The following is a 15,895-nucleotide window of genomic DNA, read 5'->3' on the forward strand; positions in this document are numbered from 1 at the left end:
TTGGCTCCTTTCTCGTTTAAGTATTCACTCTGTACTTTGAATAAAAGATTAAGCTAAATCTTCTTTATCGCCTAAGCCAGCTGTGAGTTCTTCAAGTAGTTCTTTAATTTCTTCTGTGATTAAGATGAAATCAGCATCTAACTTAATGGCCATATCTTCTTTTGGAATATCGGCATTTTGCTCTTTTAGTGCGTCAGCATAGCTTAAGCGCTTTAATGTACCGTCATTTTGTAAAATGAACTTCACTCGTTCACGCCAATCAAGCGCAAGTTTAGTAACACGCTTACCATTTTCTAAGTGAGTTTTGATCTCGTCGCTGGCTAAATCATGCTGCTTTAATTTAACTTGCGCACCGTTGTCGTCAGGCTCTTGCAGTTCTGCATCTGAGCCAATCGCGAAACCATCAGGAGCATTAAAGTGAGTTAACCAGTCAGTTAAAAACACATCTAAATCATAGTTGGCAAATGCAGGTACCACAGGCAGTGTGCCTAATGACTTTCTAAGTAGTGCGAGTAACTCTTCGGCTTTATTAAAGCTTGCACTGTTTACGATAACCCAGCCATTTACTTGATCAATAAAAGCAAATTGTAGGCTCGATTTTTTAAACGCTTGAGGAAGCAATGTGCTTAAGATGTTCTCTTTAAGCTCATCTTTTTCTTTTTTCTTAACCGGGCGGTTTTCTTCACGCTCAATTAATTCAATTTTTTCAGCTAGCATGTCGTTGATAACTGAAGCAGGCAGCACCTTCTCTTCACGCTTGGCACAGACCAAAATACTTTTTTCAGAGAAGTGCGATAAAGTTTGACCGTGCTTGCCAAATGCTTTTGTCCAGCCAAAGGTATTCATTTCTTGACTACCACAAGGGCGGAATACATCTTGCTCTAAGGCTTTTTCAAAGTCTTCTTGGTTATATGAAACGTCTTGTTTGAATCTGTAACAGATCAGGTTGCTGAACCACATATTGTTATTATCCACTGATTTTAATGTTGGCTATGATAGCAATATTTATTTTGCTTGGGGGATAAAATTAAGCCCCGAATAATCAGGGCTTAACTCAATTAAATAAAGCTGTATTTTAATCGAACATATTAGATGGCTGTTGCAGTGTTTTCGGGAATCGGATCATATAGCTCAAACCTTTACCTTCTTCGCTACTCACTTCAATTTCACCGTTTAAGGTTTGTTTCACCAAGTTCAAGGTGATATGTGTGCCTAAGCCACTGCCGCCTTGATCACGTTTAGTGGTAAAGAAGGGGTCGAATAACTTCTCAAGTTGAGTCTGGCTCACGCCTCGACCATTGTCTTTGTAATGAATAACCACATCATCGTTGTCATTTTTAATTTCAATATTAATTTCGCCCTGTTCAATACCGTCAAAACCGTGAATAAGTGAATTCATAATCAGGTTAGTAAAAATCTGACTAATTGCTCCTGCGGGTAAATTTAATTGTAGATCTTCAGGGCACTCAACATTAATCGCATGCTTGGTTTTCTTTAATTTAGGATGTAACGAGCGAATAACCTCAGCAAGATATTGCTTCAGGTTGATATTACGCACAGCCTCACTCGCTTGGTCGACGGCAATCTGCTTGAAGCTAGCAACCAGCTCAGAAGCTCTATCTAAATTCGTGGTTAGTAAGCTGGTACTTTGCTTAGCGTCGTTAATAAACTCTTCTAGCGCTTTTGGAGAAAGCGTTTTGTCTTTATAGGCCGCTTCAATTTGTTCTAAACGCTCTTGTAAGAACGATGTCGCGGTTACGCCAATACCAACAGGTGTGTTGATATCGTGGGTAATACCAGCCACTAAACCACCCAGTGCAGCCATTTTCTCAGACCCAACAAGACGCTCTTGAGCCATGTTTAATTCATCTAAATAACGCTCAAGTTCTTTTTGCTTGGTCAGCAATTCTTGTTCTGTTTGGCGGCGTAGGTCGATTTCTTCTGTGAGTGTCAGCTTTTGTTTTTCAAGCTCATATTTTTGCTGCTGCAAATCCATCATAGCTTGGCTGAGGTTAGAGGTTTTTCGAGCAACTTCTTGTTCGAGCTGTAAATTGTGTTGATCTAACTTCTCATTACTAATTAAAAGTTCTTTTTGTGTTTCGTCGAGCTGGTTTCGGTAGTCGCCCACTTTATCTATTAATTTATTGAACGCCTCTTCCATAATTTTCAATTCATTGCGTTCAGTGGTGCCAATATCAATACGCTGGCCATCTATATCGTCATTCAATTCAAATGACTCTATTTGTTCAGTTAAGTCGGTAAGAGGCTCGGTAAGAAGTCTTCTAAATGCAATTAAAAATAGAATAATTAAGAAAGTGGTTTTAACGACTGCATTACCAAGCAAGAAGTAAATCGATAACATAATGCGGCTAAGCACAACTTCTCGGCTTGAGAAGAGGGTGACATCACCTACTTGTGTTGCTCGACCAGAGAATTCGAAAATAAGTGGGAAGGTATAGCCGAATAAACCAGTAGGCGTATCTTCAATGATGACTTCTTCTTGGACCAGCTGTTGGCTATACAGCTCATGAATATCCAAAGAGCGGCCGAGTTGCGAAATGATTTCACCGCTATCGTCACGAACAATGATGCCCTCAATCATAGGGATTGCCAGCAGGCCTTCAGCTGTGGTGACAGTTTGCTTGGTGTTTAACTCCCAAATGGCACGGGTTAAGCTGCGACTAAAGGTCTTTTGCAGCATGGTTAGCTCGTTTTGAATATAGTTTTTAGTGTTTATATATTCGGTAACAACCTGACCGCACGTGACAAGGAAAGTTAACAAAAAGTAAACCGATAGCACATTCGTAAGTAGCTTTTTTGATAGGCTTTTTTGTAGCATGAATGAAGCTAGGCTCCCTGATTTTGTTCAAAACATTACGTCTGTAGTTAAACTTAGCTAATAAAGACGTAAAAATAAATATTTATCTGGCATTATTGTTTACAATGCCATTGTTTGGTTAGATATTATATCGGTCTGATTTAGTGCTTTAAGATGAATATGTTATAAAGCATTTTCAAATTGAGCATTAGTAGTTGGTAAATTTCGAGTGAATGAGTTTAAAAAATGAGCTTTACTATTTTGGTTTGTGATGATTCTGTTGTTGCCCGTAAGCAAGTGGTTCGCTGCCTGTCATCTGCGTTTGATGCAACAATTTTGCAAGCAAAAAATGGCGTTGAAGCATTAGAGGTTTTAAACAATCATCAGGTTGATTTACTTTGCCTCGATTTAACCATGCCTGAATTAGATGGTGTGGGTGTTTTGCAGGCGGTGAAATCTCAAGTCATCGAAACTTTTGTTGTAGTCATATCAGCGGATATTCAACCAGAAATGAAAGCTAGAGTAGAACAACTCGGCGCAATCTCATTTATCGAAAAGCCAGTCAAACCTGATGTTTTATTAAGCGTTTTAAATACTTACGGCCTTAGATAAGTCTACTTTCTTACTTCTAAATTTTTCCAATTTATTTCATATAAGTTATACCAAGGTCTAATTTTCTCTTTTTTCTGAGGTTAACTTGAGTTTTTTGCATAATAATTTCATGAAAAGACGGTTGCATGGTGTCTGATTTTCGGGCAGTCTAATAATTATGAAAACAATGAATTTAATTACGACCATTATTACAACCACCATCCTAACTGGATAGTGGCATAGGTCGTTGCGCATTAGAAAAAGGCCTGTGTTCACTACGAACACAGGCCTTTTTTCGTTTTTGGAATGAGGAAAAATTATGCGAGTTTTAAAATTTGGCGGCTCTTCGCTCGCCGACTTTGATTGTCTCAAACGGGTCAAGCAATTGATCGAGTCTCAAGCAGGCGAGCAAGCTTTAGTGGTGCTTTCGGCCCCTGGCGGCATGACTGACCAACTTGTTGAGTTAGCCAAGCTTGCTGAGCAAGGTGCTGATTACAGTGCTCAGTGGCAGGCTTTGCTAAATCGCGCAGACAGTTTGAAGCGTGAAGTCGAGCAGTTAGATTCTGTTGTTGCTCATTGGCCAAGCTTTGCCGAGCTTAATGACAAACTAGCTGGAGTTAAATTACTTAAGCACTGCCCTGAGCAAGTTAATGCTTATGTGATCAGCTTTGGGGAACGAGTGAGTGTTGCGCTTATGGTGGCCATGTTAGGTCAAAGGGCTGCTTATCTCGAGGCGACGCAATGTATTGAAACGCAAGGCGGTTACCTTGATGCAGAAGTAAACCTAGTCGCGAGCGAGCAACGCTTTGCTGAAGTTTTAAAATCGCAATCAGCCGACTTTTATATAATGCCTGGGTTTACTGGTGTTAATAACCTAGGTGAACTAACCACTCTTGGTCGCAACGGCTCAGATTATTCTGCTGCAGTAGCTGCGGCTTGTTTAAAAGCCGAAGTCTGTCAAATTTGGACAGATGTAGATGGCGTTTATAATGCCGATCCGCGCTTTATCAAAAAAGCCAGCAAGGTAGACAGCCTATCTTATAAAGAGGCGATGGAGCTTTCATACTTTGGCGCTAAAGTTCTTCATCCAAAAACGATTTTACCTTGCGCTAAAGTTGGCGTGCCATGCGAAATTAAAAATACTCATAACCCTGATGTGCCAGGTTCTGTGATCTCAAATGAATGTCAGAGCGACGAAACAGTCAAAGCTATTTCATCGCTAGAGAATTTGGCGATGTTGACAGTGTCAGGCCCCGGCATGAAAGGCAAAGTCGGTATGGCTGCGCGCGTTTTTAGCGCATTAGCCAATGATAATGTGTCTATTGTTTTGATCACACAATCATCATGTGAGTTCAGCATCAGCTTCTGTGTGCATGAAGAAGATTTAAGTTTAGCTTTAAGTGCCCTAGAGCAAGCATTTGAACTTGAGTCGCAAGCTGGGTTGATTGAGCCTGTTCAGGTGCAGCGTGAACTGGCTATTGTGACTTTGGTAGGCGATAACATGAAGGCGCACAAAGGTCTTGCAGCTAAGTTCTTTGATTCACTGGCACAAGCACAAGTTAATATCGTGGCCATCGCTCAAGACTCTACTGAAAGTGCGATTTCTGCGGTGGTCGATGGTGCACTGTGCAATGACGCAGTGAAAGTCTGTCACGAAAATTTCTTCACTCATGTGCCTTCAATTGATGTGTTTTTATTAGGCTGTGGTTTAGTCGGTCAAGAACTGGTTAAGCAACTTGAAAAACAACAAGATTGGCTAGCAAAGCGCAATGTAAAGCTTAACCTTTATGGTGTGGCAAATTCGCGCAAGCTTCTACTTGATGCAAACGGCATCGCATTTGATGCATGGCAAGCTCAGTTAGAACAACAAACATCAGGTTTCGAATTGGCTAAGGTAGAGCAGTTTGTCAGAGAAAATCACCTTATTAACCCTGTGCTGGTGGATTGTAGCTCGTCACAACAACTTGCTGATCAATACTATGACTTTTTAGATGCGGGCTTCCATGTGGTAGCTGCAAACAAAAAAGCCAATACGGGCAGTTTTGACTACTACCAGTCTTTAAAGAGTGCAGCGCAAAAACGCCAGCGTAAATTCTTATATGAAACAAACGTGGGCGCAGGTCTGCCGGTACTAGACAACTTGCAGCTACTTTTTGGTGCTGGCGACGAGTTATTGTCATTTAACGGTATCCTTTCTGGTTCACTCTCATACATGTTCGGTGTACTTGAAGATGGCTTAAGTTTGTCAGAAGCGACTGCAAAGGCGAAAGCGAATGGCTTTACAGAACCCGATCCGCGAGATGATTTATCAGGAACAGATGTCGCACGTAAGCTTTTGATCATCGCCCGTGAGTCAGGTCTTGAATTAGAGTTGTCAGATATTGAAGTTGAAGCAGTTGTTCCTGAGTCGTTTGCGCCAGGTACAAGTGTTGATGAGTTTATGGCTAAGCTACCTGAACTTGATGCGCAATTTGCTGACAAAATTCAAAGTGCCGCGAGTGAAGGTAAGGTGTTGCGCTATGTCGGCAGCATCGAAAACGGTAAATGCAAAGTGGGTATAGAAGCGGTTGATAAACAACATGCACTCTATGATATCCGTGATGGTGAAAATGCTTTGGCAATTTTGAGCCAGTACTATCAACCACGCCCATTTGTTATTCGCGGTTATGGTGCGGGTGCGGAAGTGACATCGGCAGGCGTATTTGCTGACATCTTAAAAACACAGTCGCGTTAAGGAGTCGTTATGATAAGTTTTTATGCACCCGCGTCTATCGGTAATTTTTGTGTTGGCTTTGACTCTTTAGGGGCTGCGCTTGCGCCAATAAATGGTGAGCTACTCGGTGATGTAGTGAATGTTAAAGCGGCAGACCAAGACACGTTTGTTTGTTCAGGTCCTTATGCCGATAAATTACCGGGTGAGGCCCACGAAAACTTGGCCTATCAGTGCCTAGTTCACTTTCGTGAACATGTAGCACCAAGTATGCCGTCGGTCTATCTCGAGCTAGAGAAGCGTTTACCCATCGGTTCAGGTCTGGGTTCGAGTGCATGCTCTGTGGTGGCCACTTTTGCTGCTTTGAATGAGTTTGCGAAAACGAATCTTAGCCAAATTGAGCTGATTGAATTAATGGCTGATTTTGAGGCGAAAGTCAGTGGTGCGCGTCACTATGACAACATCACGCCTTGTTATTTAGGCGGTTTACAATTAACTGCTGATCTTGTGCCTAACAAAGCTTTATCTGTGCCAGTGGACTCTGACTGGTACTATGTTGCAGCTTACCCGGGTTTTGCCTTAAATACATCAAAAGCACGTGCAGTACTGCCAAAACAAAGAAGCAGCTCCGAAGCCATTGAATTTGCGCAGCGTTTGTCGAGCTTTTGCCTTCTTATGCAAACTGAGCAATTCGATTTAGCGCTCTCTCTTATGAAAGATGATATGGCAGAGCCGTATCGACGCTCTTTAATTGCTGGGTTTGAACAAGCTAAACAAGCGCTACCTGAACTTGGTGCAGAGCTGGTAAGTATTTCAGGCGCAGGTCCTACACTCTTTACGATTTGTAAAACCAAACAAGCAGCAGAGCAATGTCAGGCTTGGTTAAACGAACACTATATAAATGAACACGGTTTTAGTCATATTTGTAAGCTAGACCAAAAAGGCACGCGTGCCATTTCACAAGGAGAATAATCGATGCAACTTGTAAACTTAAAAGATGCCACGCAGCAAGTGTCTTTCACTACGGCCGTTAAAACAGGCCTTGGCCGAAACCAAGGGGTCTTTTTCCCAGAGCAACTGAGCAAATTAGAAAATATCGATGCTTTACTTGAAAAACCATTTGTTGAAAGAAGCGTCGAAGTATTGAGCCACTTAATTGGTGATGAACTGCCAAAAGATACGTTAGCCGAAATGGTCGCACGAGCTTTTAACTTTCCGGCGCCGCTTAAGCAAATTGGCGACAAGCAATATTGCCTAGAGTTGTTCCATGGCCCAACCTTGGCGTTTAAAGATTTTGGCGGACGCTTTATGGCTGAATGTATTGGTTTATTTAATCAAGGTGAGCGTGTCACAATTTTAACTGCGACCAGTGGTGATACAGGTGCAGCGGTAGCACATGCCTTTTATAACAAACCAAATGTTGATGTAGTTATACTTTACCCAGAAGGCAAGATCTCGCTCGCTCAACAAAAGCTCTTCACGACGTTAGGTGGAAATATTCATTGTTACGCCGTTAAAGGCAGCTTCGATGATTGCCAAGCATTGGTAAAGCAGGCGTTCTTAGATGATGAAATGAAAGAAAAGCTGGGTTTAAACTCCGCCAACTCTATCAATATCAGTCGTCTAGTTGCGCAAGTATGTTATTACTTTGAAGCCGTTGCGCAATTACCTGCAGAGCAAAGAGGTAAAGTGCATGTTTCTGTACCAAGTGGTAACTTTGGTAATGTGTGTGCAGCTATGATAGCAGCAGCGCTAGGTTTACCTATTGCAAACCTGTCTGCAACCACCAATCAAAATGACACTGTACCTCGTTACATGACATCAGGTGAGTGGTCGCCAAATGCCACATTAGAGTCGTTATCTAATGCAATGGATGTGAGTAAACCTAATAACTGGCCTCGCGTTGAGACAATGCTTGAGCGTGGTGATTTCGATAAACATGAGTTTTATTCAAGAAGCGTCTCAGAAAGTCGCACGCAAGTGGTAATGAAAGAGATTGCTGCAACGGGTTACGTGATGGAGCCGCATACCGCCATTGCACTTGAAGGTCTGACTTTAGATAAAGCTGAAGATGCTGTGGGGATCTGTTTGGCTACGGCGCACCCTGCAAAGTTTAAATCTTCAGTAGAAGAGGTGCTTGAGCAAGAGATTGCAATGCCTAGCGTGTTACAAGATGCCTTAGATAAAAAGTGTTTAGCTGAGCCAATGAAGGCTGATTACACGCAATTGAAAGCGGCTGTTTTTGCTAAATTACTGTAATTATTAATCCCCAAGGGTGAGCCTTTGTAGACTTAAAAAGTTTACCAAACTCACCCTATATAAATAACGCTTATTTATTCCCTTCTTATTCATTTGTTTTTTTAATGTTTAAATAAAAAAATATCATTACATAAACACTGTGAAATAAATTCAATCCCTGTTTAAATATGCTCAAGCCGAAATTATAGGCATCGGACGCATAACTGCGTACAATACAGCTTTTACTACCCTAAACGTGTACCTAGGAGACCCCATGTTAGAACGTAACATGAACATTGCAGATTTTGATCCTGAATTAGCAAATGCGATTGCACTTGAAACGACTCGTCAAGAAGAGCACATCGAGCTTATCGCTTCTGAAAACTACTGTAGCCCACGTGTTTTAGAAGCTCAGGGTTCTCAATTAACTAACAAATATGCTGAAGGTTACCCAGGTAAGCGTTACTACGGTGGTTGTGAGCACGTTGACGTTGTTGAGCAACTGGCTATTGACCGTGCTAACGAGCTTTTCGGTTCTACTTATGCGAACGTACAACCACACGCTGGTTCACAAGCAAACGCGGCAGTATTCCAAGCGCTTCTTCAGCCACACGACACTGTATTAGGTATGAGCCTTGCACATGGTGGTCACTTAACACACGGTTCTCACGTAAACTTCTCTGGTAAAACGTACAACGCTATCCAGTACGGTCTTAACGAAGAAACTGGTGAAATCGATTACGCACAGGTTGAAGCATTAGCACTTGAACACAAGCCAAAAATGATCATCGGTGGTTTCTCAGCATACTCAGGTATCGTTGACTGGGCTAAATTCCGTGAAATCGCTGACAAAGTAGGTGCTTACCTATTAGTTGATATGGCACACGTTGCAGGTCTTGTTGCTGCAGGTGTTTACCCAAGCCCAGTACCTCACGCACACGTTGTAACTACGACGACGCACAAAACACTAGCGGGTCCTCGTGGTGGTCTTATCATCTCAGCTTGTGATGACGAAGAGATCTACAAGAAGCTAAACAGCGCAGTATTCCCTGGTGGTCAAGGTGGTCCTCTATGTCACGTTATCGCTGGTAAAGCGGTAGCCTTCAAAGAAGCACTACAGCCAGAGTTCAAAACTTACCAAGAGCAAGTTGTTAAGAATGCACAGGCAATGGTTGCAGTTCTTCAAGAGCGTGGCTATAAAGTTGTTTCTGGTAAAACAGACAACCACTTATTCTTATTAGACCTAATCGACAAAGACATCACAGGTAAAGATGCTGATGCGGCACTTGGTCGTGCTAATATCACTGTGAACAAAAACTCAGTACCAAACGACCCACGCTCACCGTTTGTAACGTCTGGTCTTCGTATTGGTTCTCCAGCTATCACGCGTCGTGGCTTCAAAGAAGCTGAGTCAGCGGAGCTTGCAGGTTGGATCTGTGACGTACTAGACAACATCAACGATGAGTCAGTACAAGCAGAAGTAAAAGAGAAAGTAAAAGCTATCTGCGCTAAATTACCAGTTTACGCGTAATTTCGCTCACAAAATCAAAGAATTTTGTTATGATTAAGGCCGCATTTGCGGCCTTTTTTATATTTTTTCACAAGTGATTATCTATGCATTGTCCATTTTGCACCGCTAAAGAAACAAAAGTCATTGATTCCCGTTTAGTCGGCTCAGGCCATCAAGTCCGTCGCCGTAGAGAATGTGTGTTATGTCATGAGCGCTTTACGACGTTTGAAGGTGCTGAATTAGTCATGCCGCGGGTAATTAAACAAGATGGTTCTCGAGAGCCATTCAATGAAGACAAATTACTAAATGGTCTGCACCGCGCGTTAGAGAAACGCCCGGTTAGCACTGAGCAAATTGAAGAAGTCGTGCATCAAATTAAATCGCAAATTCGTGCTACGGGTGAGCGTGAAGTGGCAAGCCATATGATTGGTGAATGCATTATGGAAGCGCTGAAAAAGCTCGATAAAGTGGCCTATGTCCGCTTTGCTTCCGTATACCGCTCATTTGAAGATATTAGAGAGTTTGGCGAGGAAATCGCGAGGCTTGGAGATTGATGTTTAGCGAGCAAGATAAAGATTTTATGCAGCAGGCGATCGCGCTTGCTGCAAAAGGCCGTTTTACCACTTCACCTAATCCTAATGTGGGCTGTGTCATCGTAAAAAACGGCGATATAGTTGGTCAGGGTTATCACCAAAAAGCGGGTGAAGGCCATGCCGAAGTACACGCGTTAAAGATGGCTGGAGACAAGGCAAGAGGCGCAACGGCTTACGTTACCTTAGAACCATGCAGCCATTATGGTAGAACACCGCCTTGTGCTAAAGGCTTAATCGACGCTGGCGTTAGCCGCGTTGTTGCAGCCATGGTCGATCCTAACCCAGAAGTTGCAGGTCGCGGCTTACGTATGTTAGAAGAGGCTGGCATTGAAACTGCAGCAGGTTTATTTGAGCAAGAAGCAAGAGCACTAAATCCGGGTTTTCTAACTCGCATGGAAACGGGCTTACCTTATATAAGCTGTAAGTTGGCAGCGAGCCTAGATGGCAAAACAGCATTAAAAAATGGTGAGAGTAAGTGGATCACCTCAAGTGCAGCTCGTCAAGATGTGCAGTTTTTACGTGCTGAGCACTGCGCCGTGTTATCGGGTGCTGATACTGTGCTGTTTGATGATGCTAAATTGAATGTGCGACTTTCGGCAGAGCAGCTTGAGCTTGCGGAAGGGTTGTCGGTTCGCCAGCCTATTCGAGTGATCATCGATTCTCAAAATCGTTTGTCTCCAGACTTAGCATTATTCTCAATTAATAGTCCTATTATAATTTTAAGAACAAAAGCAGATACAACGCACCAGTGGCCAGAACATGTCACAGAGCTGGTGGTTGACTCTATGAATGGTAAGGTTGATATCAAAAAAGCGTTAATGCAATTAACTGCGCATGGTATCAACAGTGTATTCGTTGAAGCTGGCGCGACGCTTGCGGGGAAGTTTCACGAATTAAATCTTATCGATAATTATATTCTTTATTTAGCACCTAAAATCATGGGTCAAGATGCGCGAGGTTTATTTAACGTGCCAGAGTTGACTCAGATGGCAGATGTACAGAGCCTACAATGGCACGATATTAAGCAAGTTGGCGAAGATATTCGTTTAACAGCACGCAAAGTAGCGCAAAAAGGTTAAGTTTTATGTTTACAGGTATCATTGAAGCAACCGGTAAGTTGACTGAGTTGACACAAAATCAAGGCGACCTAACGGTTCGTGTAAGTAGCCCAAATTTAGACATGGGCGATGTACAGTTAGGCGATAGCATTGCAACAAATGGTGTCTGTTTAACGGTTGTTGAAAAATTTTCTGATGGTTTTCGTGCCGATGTTTCAAATGAGACCTTGAAATTGACGCAATTTGCTCAATATAAGCTAGGGCAAACCGTGAATTTAGAAAAAGCATTACAGCCCATTTCGCGTTTAGGTGGTCATTTAGTTTCAGGTCACATTGATGGCATTGCGACAGTCGTGGCGATTTCACCTAATGCCCGCGCTACCGAATATTGGTTAGAAGCGCCCAGTGAGCTGATGAAATATATTCCATATAAAGGCTCAGTAGCCATTGATGGTATCAGCTTAACTGTAAATGAAATTAAAGACTGTCAGTTTAAGCTGACAATTGTGCCGCATACAGCACAAGAGACAACCATTGCTGAATTTAAAGTGGGCAGTAAAATTAACTTAGAAGTGGATCAAATTGCACGTTATTTGGAACGCTTAGTACTTGGAGCTCAAGAGCCTGCACAAAGCTCTACTCTCACAATGAACTTATTGGCAAACGCAGGCTTTATTAAGTAGCGAATTAATTAAACAGGTAAATTATGAACTTGAACAGCGCACAAGAGATCATCGAAGACATTAAAGCCGGTAAAATGGTTATCTTGATGGATGATGAAGACCGAGAAAATGAAGGTGACTTAATCATCGCAGCCGAGCATATTTCAGCGGACGCCATAAACTTCATGGCAACCCACGGCCGTGGTTTAATTTGTTTAACTATGACTCAAGAGCGTTGTCAGCAGCTTGATTTGCCATTAATGGTGAGAAATAACGGCGCGCAATTCTCAACTAACTTTACGATGTCTATTGAAGCAGCAAAAGGTGTAACTACCGGTATTTCTGCCGCTGATCGTGCTCGTACAGTACAGGCCGCTGTTGCTAAAGGTGCAGTGCCAACAGACATCGTGCAGCCAGGTCATATCTTCCCAATTATGGCACAACCTGGTGGAGTATTAACGCGTGCTGGCCATACAGAAGCAGGCTGTGATTTAGCGCGTTTAGCAGGTTTGGAACCCGCTTCAGTCATTGTTGAGATCTTAAATCCAGACGGCACTATGGCGCGTCGTCCTCAGTTAGAAGTATTTGCCAAAGAACACGGTTTAAAAATTGGTACTATCGCCGATTTAATTGAATACCGTAACTTAAACGAAACGACCATAGAAAAAGTTGCGCAGTGTAAATTGCCAACTGAATATGGTGAATTCGATTTAGTTACTTATAAAGACACCATTGATAACCAGCTTCATTATGCTTTACTCAAAGGTGAAGTTTCAGAAAGTGATGCAACGCTAGTGCGTGTTCACTTACAAAGCACCTTTAATGATGTCTTACTATCAGACAGAGGCGCTGATAGAAGCTGGAGCTTACATGGTGCGATGAAGCACATCAGCGAAAATAACGGTGTGCTGGTTATTCTGGGTAAACAGGAACAAACTGAAGACATCGAGCACATGGTAAAAGCATTTGCTGCACAAGATGCGGGCGAAACTGTGAATCAGCGTAAATTCCAAGGTACGTCTCGTACCGTTGGTGTTGGCTCGCAGATCTTAGCTGATTTAGGCATTCAAAAAATGCGCCTAATGAGTATGCCGAAAAAATATCATGCACTTTCAGGTTTCCACCTAGAAGTGGTTGAATACGTAGAGCCTAAATAATTGAATGAAAAAGCCCGTTGATGACAGCGGGTTTTGTTATTTGGGGTTAACCAAAACTGTGCTATTATGCGCGCCAATTTGGCAATTGCTTATTGCGTACTCGGCGCACTTTGATTGCAAAGTACGAAACATTAAGAAGATTAGGACCATCTAATGAAGATTATTGAAGGTAACAAATACGCTCCTGGCAAAAAATTTGCCATTGTTATTTCACGTTTTAATGATTTTATCGGTAGCAGCTTACTTGAAGGTGCTGTTGACGAGCTAAAGCGTGTTGGTGGTGTTAAAGAAGAAGACATCACTGTGGTATATGTACCAGGTGCGGTTGAGTTACCATTAGCAGCTAAGCGTTTAGCGATGAAGAAAGAGCACGATGCAATCATTGCATTAGGCGTTATCATCCGTGGTGGTACACCACATTTCGACCTAGTTGCTAACGAGTCAAATAAAGGACTTGCAAGCGTTTCATTAGACTATGATATTCCGGTAGCATTTGGTGTATTAACCACGGAAAGCATTGAGCAAGCCATTGAACGTGCGGGCACTAAGATGGGCAACAAAGGCGGCGAAGCAGCCCTTGGTGCTCTAGAAATGGTGAACGTGCTAGAGCAAATTTAAGAGGATCCTCAGTGAAACCAGCAGCAAGACGTAAAGCACGTATATTAGCGCTTCAAGCCGTATACTCTTGGCAATTAAGTGGCAACCCGATTGCCGATATTGAGCAACAAATGTTGATCGAGAATGATGTATCTAAAGTAGACGTAGAATACTTTAAAGATCTTGCTCGCGGTGTTGCAGTAAACGTAAAACAATTAGATGAGCTTGTTAAGCCACATCTTTCTCGCCCGTTTGAAGACTTAGATGAAGTTGAGCGTGCAGTATTACGTTTAAGTGCATACGAACTTAAGTTCCGTGAAGATGTACCTTACAAAGTAGCAATCAATGAAGGCATTGAGCTTGCGAAAATCTTTGGTGCAGAAGACAGCCATAAGTTTGTGAACGGTGTTTTAGACAAAGCAGTTAAAGCAGTTCGCAAATAAAGGCAAACAATTTGGAGAGCCGGCTTAGGCCGGCTTTTTTATGTATGAAGGAATTTGAGTTAATCAATCGATTTTTCACCGGCCGTGGCATTACTCGACGTGATGTAGACTTAGGCATAGGTGATGATTGCGCCCTAGTTACTATCCCCGAAGGCTGCCAATTAGCGGTCACCACAGATACGCTGGTTGAAGGCGTTCATTTCTTTTCTGATATTTCTCCTAAAGCCTTAGGGCACCGAATTTTAGCGGTAAACTTAAGTGATTTGGCTGCAATGGGTGCAGAACCAGCTTGGATATCCATCGGCTTGACGCTACCTAATGTTGATGAAACTTGGCTGGAACAGTTCACAGAAGGTATGCACGATATTGCTGAATACTATAACGTGCAACTGATTGGTGGTGACACCACGCAAGGTCCATTAACGATTACCGTGTGCGCTAAAGGCATAGTGCCAAAAGGCAAAGCGTTGACGCGAAGTGGTGCTAAAGTGGGTGATTGGTTATATGTGACTGGTGACCTTGGAGATGCTGCTTTGGCAATAGAAGCACGTAAACAAGGCTGGGAGCTCAACGCTGAAGATCGCAGTTATGTTCAGAAAAAGTTTGATTATCCTGCACCGCAAGTTGCAGCTGGTCAGGTTTTACGTGGTTTAGCGAATTCAGCTATTGATATTTCTGACGGTTTACTGGCCGATTTAAATCACATTCTGACCCACTCAGGTGTTGGTGCGACAATCCATGCTGATAAAGTGCCGCTTTCAACTGCGCTGGAAAATTTACCAGATGAAGAAGTACGTTTAATGCTGGCAATGGCCTATGGCGATGATTATCAGTTGTTGTTTACTGTGCCTGATAGTAATAGAGTAGCAGTAGAAAAGCGCTTGGCAGAATATGGGGTGAAACCAACCTGCATTGGGCAAATTAACGCAAATGCTGGCGATGTATCGCTACTTTATAAAGATAAACCTTGGCCATTTCCCGCAACTGGCTTTGAACATTTTAGTTAGGAGTCAGTTTGGCTAAGCAGTACAAATTTGATATTCGTAAACCCCACCAATTTTTTGGTTTAGGTTTTGGTTTAGGACTTGCCCCATTTGCTCCGGGCACGTTTGGTACTTTAGGTGCGTTACCGCTTATTTTCATTACAGCTAGTTATCCATTGTGGCTGCAATGTGTTTTTGCAGTTGTGATCAGTGTATTTGGTATTTGGGTTTGCGGACAAACGGCAAAAGATGTCCAAGTTCATGATCATCCAGCAATTGTGTGGGATGAAGTAGCTGGCTTTTACATTACCATGATAGGCGCAGCATTATCTTGGAAAGCGCTTCTAGTTGGCTTTTTATTATTCCGATTTTTCGATATTGCCAAACCAGGTCCAATCAGAATGTTAGACAAAAAGCTGCATGGTGGCTTTGGGATCATGGCGGATGACATTTTAGCGGGTATTTTTTCGTTGATTTGTGTACAAGCTTTGTTTAAAACTGGTTTATTAGTAGCTTAATCAATAAATAGATTGTG

15 protein-coding genes are annotated in these 15,895 nt (G+C 42.5%); 13 read left to right on the forward strand and 2 right to left on the reverse strand.

Features of this window, described 5'->3' with window-relative positions; translation table 11 throughout:
* Positions 1-48: 48 nt before the first annotated feature.
* Complete coding sequence (gene rdgC, locus ACH784_RS03430) at positions 49-960, reverse strand: recombination-associated protein RdgC (protein ID WP_058030857.1); 912 nt, start codon at positions 958-960, stop codon at positions 49-51.
* A gap of 115 nt (positions 961-1,075) precedes the next feature.
* Positions 1,076-2,839: a sensor histidine kinase gene (locus ACH784_RS03435; RefSeq protein ID WP_404393572.1), complete on the reverse strand. Its 1,764-nt coding sequence runs from the start codon at positions 2,837-2,839 to the stop codon at positions 1,076-1,078.
* A 225-nt stretch (positions 2,840-3,064) separates the two neighbouring features.
* Between ACH784_RS03435 and ACH784_RS03440 the strand changes: the two genes are divergently transcribed.
* The 13 genes from ACH784_RS03440 to ACH784_RS03500 all read left to right on the forward strand — a co-directional run bounded on the left by ACH784_RS03440 (position 3,065) and on the right by ACH784_RS03500 (position 15,878).
* Positions 3,065-3,430 (forward strand): response regulator, encoded by a 366-nt coding sequence (locus ACH784_RS03440; protein ID WP_404393574.1) that lies wholly within the window; start codon positions 3,065-3,067, stop codon positions 3,428-3,430.
* A 298-nt stretch (positions 3,431-3,728) separates the two neighbouring features.
* A complete protein-coding gene (gene thrA / locus ACH784_RS03445; protein ID WP_404393576.1) occupies positions 3,729-6,143 on the forward strand; it encodes a bifunctional aspartate kinase/homoserine dehydrogenase I in 2,415 nt (804 codons plus the stop codon).
* Between the two features lie 9 nt (positions 6,144-6,152).
* Positions 6,153-7,091: a homoserine kinase gene (gene thrB / locus ACH784_RS03450; RefSeq protein ID WP_404393578.1), complete on the forward strand. Its 939-nt coding sequence runs from the start codon at positions 6,153-6,155 to the stop codon at positions 7,089-7,091.
* Positions 7,092-7,094: 3 nt separating this feature from the next.
* Positions 7,095-8,378 carry a threonine synthase gene (gene thrC, locus ACH784_RS03455; RefSeq protein WP_404393580.1) on the forward strand — a complete coding sequence of 428 codons (1,284 nt, stop codon included), beginning with the start codon at positions 7,095-7,097 and terminating at the stop codon, positions 8,376-8,378.
* Positions 8,379-8,631: 253 nt separating this feature from the next.
* On the forward strand, positions 8,632-9,888 hold the full coding sequence (gene glyA, locus ACH784_RS03460) for a serine hydroxymethyltransferase (protein ID WP_390441979.1): 1,257 nt from the start codon (positions 8,632-8,634) through the stop codon (positions 9,886-9,888).
* A gap of 83 nt (positions 9,889-9,971) precedes the next feature.
* Positions 9,972-10,421 carry a transcriptional regulator NrdR gene (gene nrdR / locus ACH784_RS03465; RefSeq protein WP_058030850.1) on the forward strand — a complete coding sequence of 150 codons (450 nt, stop codon included), beginning with the start codon at positions 9,972-9,974 and terminating at the stop codon, positions 10,419-10,421.
* Positions 10,421-11,539, forward strand: coding sequence for a bifunctional diaminohydroxyphosphoribosylaminopyrimidine deaminase/5-amino-6-(5-phosphoribosylamino)uracil reductase RibD (ribD, locus tag ACH784_RS03470; protein ID WP_404393583.1), 1,119 nt, complete (start codon positions 10,421-10,423; stop codon positions 11,537-11,539). Before nrdR ends, ribD begins: the two co-directional genes overlap by 1 nt.
* Before the next feature lie 5 nt (positions 11,540-11,544).
* Positions 11,545-12,201 carry a riboflavin synthase gene (locus ACH784_RS03475; RefSeq protein WP_138480276.1) on the forward strand — a complete coding sequence of 219 codons (657 nt, stop codon included), beginning with the start codon at positions 11,545-11,547 and terminating at the stop codon, positions 12,199-12,201.
* A gap of 23 nt (positions 12,202-12,224) precedes the next feature.
* A complete protein-coding gene (gene ribBA, locus ACH784_RS03480) occupies positions 12,225-13,337 on the forward strand; it encodes a bifunctional 3,4-dihydroxy-2-butanone-4-phosphate synthase/GTP cyclohydrolase II (protein WP_404393585.1) in 1,113 nt (370 codons plus the stop codon).
* A 153-nt stretch (positions 13,338-13,490) separates the two neighbouring features.
* Positions 13,491-13,955, forward strand: coding sequence for a 6,7-dimethyl-8-ribityllumazine synthase (ribE, locus tag ACH784_RS03485; protein WP_138480280.1), 465 nt, complete (start codon positions 13,491-13,493; stop codon positions 13,953-13,955).
* 11 nt (positions 13,956-13,966) lie between these two features.
* Entirely contained in the window at positions 13,967-14,377 is a 411-nt protein-coding gene (gene nusB, locus ACH784_RS03490) for a transcription antitermination factor NusB (protein WP_058030845.1), read from the forward strand.
* A 44-nt stretch (positions 14,378-14,421) separates the two neighbouring features.
* The gene (gene thiL / locus ACH784_RS03495; protein ID WP_404393588.1) at positions 14,422-15,384 is read left to right on the forward strand and encodes a thiamine-phosphate kinase; all 963 of its coding nucleotides are present in this window, start codon (positions 14,422-14,424) and stop codon (positions 15,382-15,384) included.
* Positions 15,385-15,392: 8 nt separating this feature from the next.
* Positions 15,393-15,878, forward strand: a complete 486-nt coding sequence (locus ACH784_RS03500; RefSeq protein WP_404393590.1) for a phosphatidylglycerophosphatase A — start codon at positions 15,393-15,395, stop codon at positions 15,876-15,878.
* The last annotated feature ends 17 nt before the right edge of the window (positions 15,879-15,895 follow it).

The sequence above is a fragment of the Pseudoalteromonas phenolica genome (assembly GCF_044788725.1).
Lineage (GTDB): Bacteria > Pseudomonadota > Gammaproteobacteria > Enterobacterales > Alteromonadaceae > Pseudoalteromonas > Pseudoalteromonas phenolica_C.

Excerpts from the sequence above, each read along its gene's own strand:
- thiL (WP_404393588.1), top strand. The coding sequence starts at position 14,422 with ATGAAGGAATTTGAGTTAATCAATCGATTTTTCACCGGCCGTGGCATT.
- ribE (WP_138480280.1), top strand. The coding sequence starts at position 13,491 with ATGAAGATTATTGAAGGTAACAAATACGCTCCTGGCAAAAAATTTGCC.
- thrC (WP_404393580.1), top strand. The coding sequence starts at position 7,095 with ATGCAACTTGTAAACTTAAAAGATGCCACGCAGCAAGTGTCTTTCACT.
- thrB (WP_404393578.1), top strand. The coding sequence starts at position 6,153 with ATGATAAGTTTTTATGCACCCGCGTCTATCGGTAATTTTTGTGTTGGC.
- ACH784_RS03435 (WP_404393572.1), bottom strand. The coding sequence starts at position 2,839 with ATGCTACAAAAAAGCCTATCAAAAAAGCTACTTACGAATGTGCTATCG.
- thrA (WP_404393576.1), top strand. The coding sequence starts at position 3,729 with ATGCGAGTTTTAAAATTTGGCGGCTCTTCGCTCGCCGACTTTGATTGT.
- glyA (WP_390441979.1), top strand. The coding sequence starts at position 8,632 with ATGTTAGAACGTAACATGAACATTGCAGATTTTGATCCTGAATTAGCA.
- ACH784_RS03440 (WP_404393574.1), top strand. The coding sequence starts at position 3,065 with ATGAGCTTTACTATTTTGGTTTGTGATGATTCTGTTGTTGCCCGTAAG.
- nrdR (WP_058030850.1), top strand. The coding sequence starts at position 9,972 with ATGCATTGTCCATTTTGCACCGCTAAAGAAACAAAAGTCATTGATTCC.
- ribBA (WP_404393585.1), top strand. The coding sequence starts at position 12,225 with ATGAACTTGAACAGCGCACAAGAGATCATCGAAGACATTAAAGCCGGT.
- ribD (WP_404393583.1), top strand. The coding sequence starts at position 10,421 with ATGTTTAGCGAGCAAGATAAAGATTTTATGCAGCAGGCGATCGCGCTT.
- ACH784_RS03475 (WP_138480276.1), top strand. The coding sequence starts at position 11,545 with ATGTTTACAGGTATCATTGAAGCAACCGGTAAGTTGACTGAGTTGACA.
- rdgC (WP_058030857.1), bottom strand. The coding sequence starts at position 960 with ATGTGGTTCAGCAACCTGATCTGTTACAGATTCAAACAAGACGTTTCA.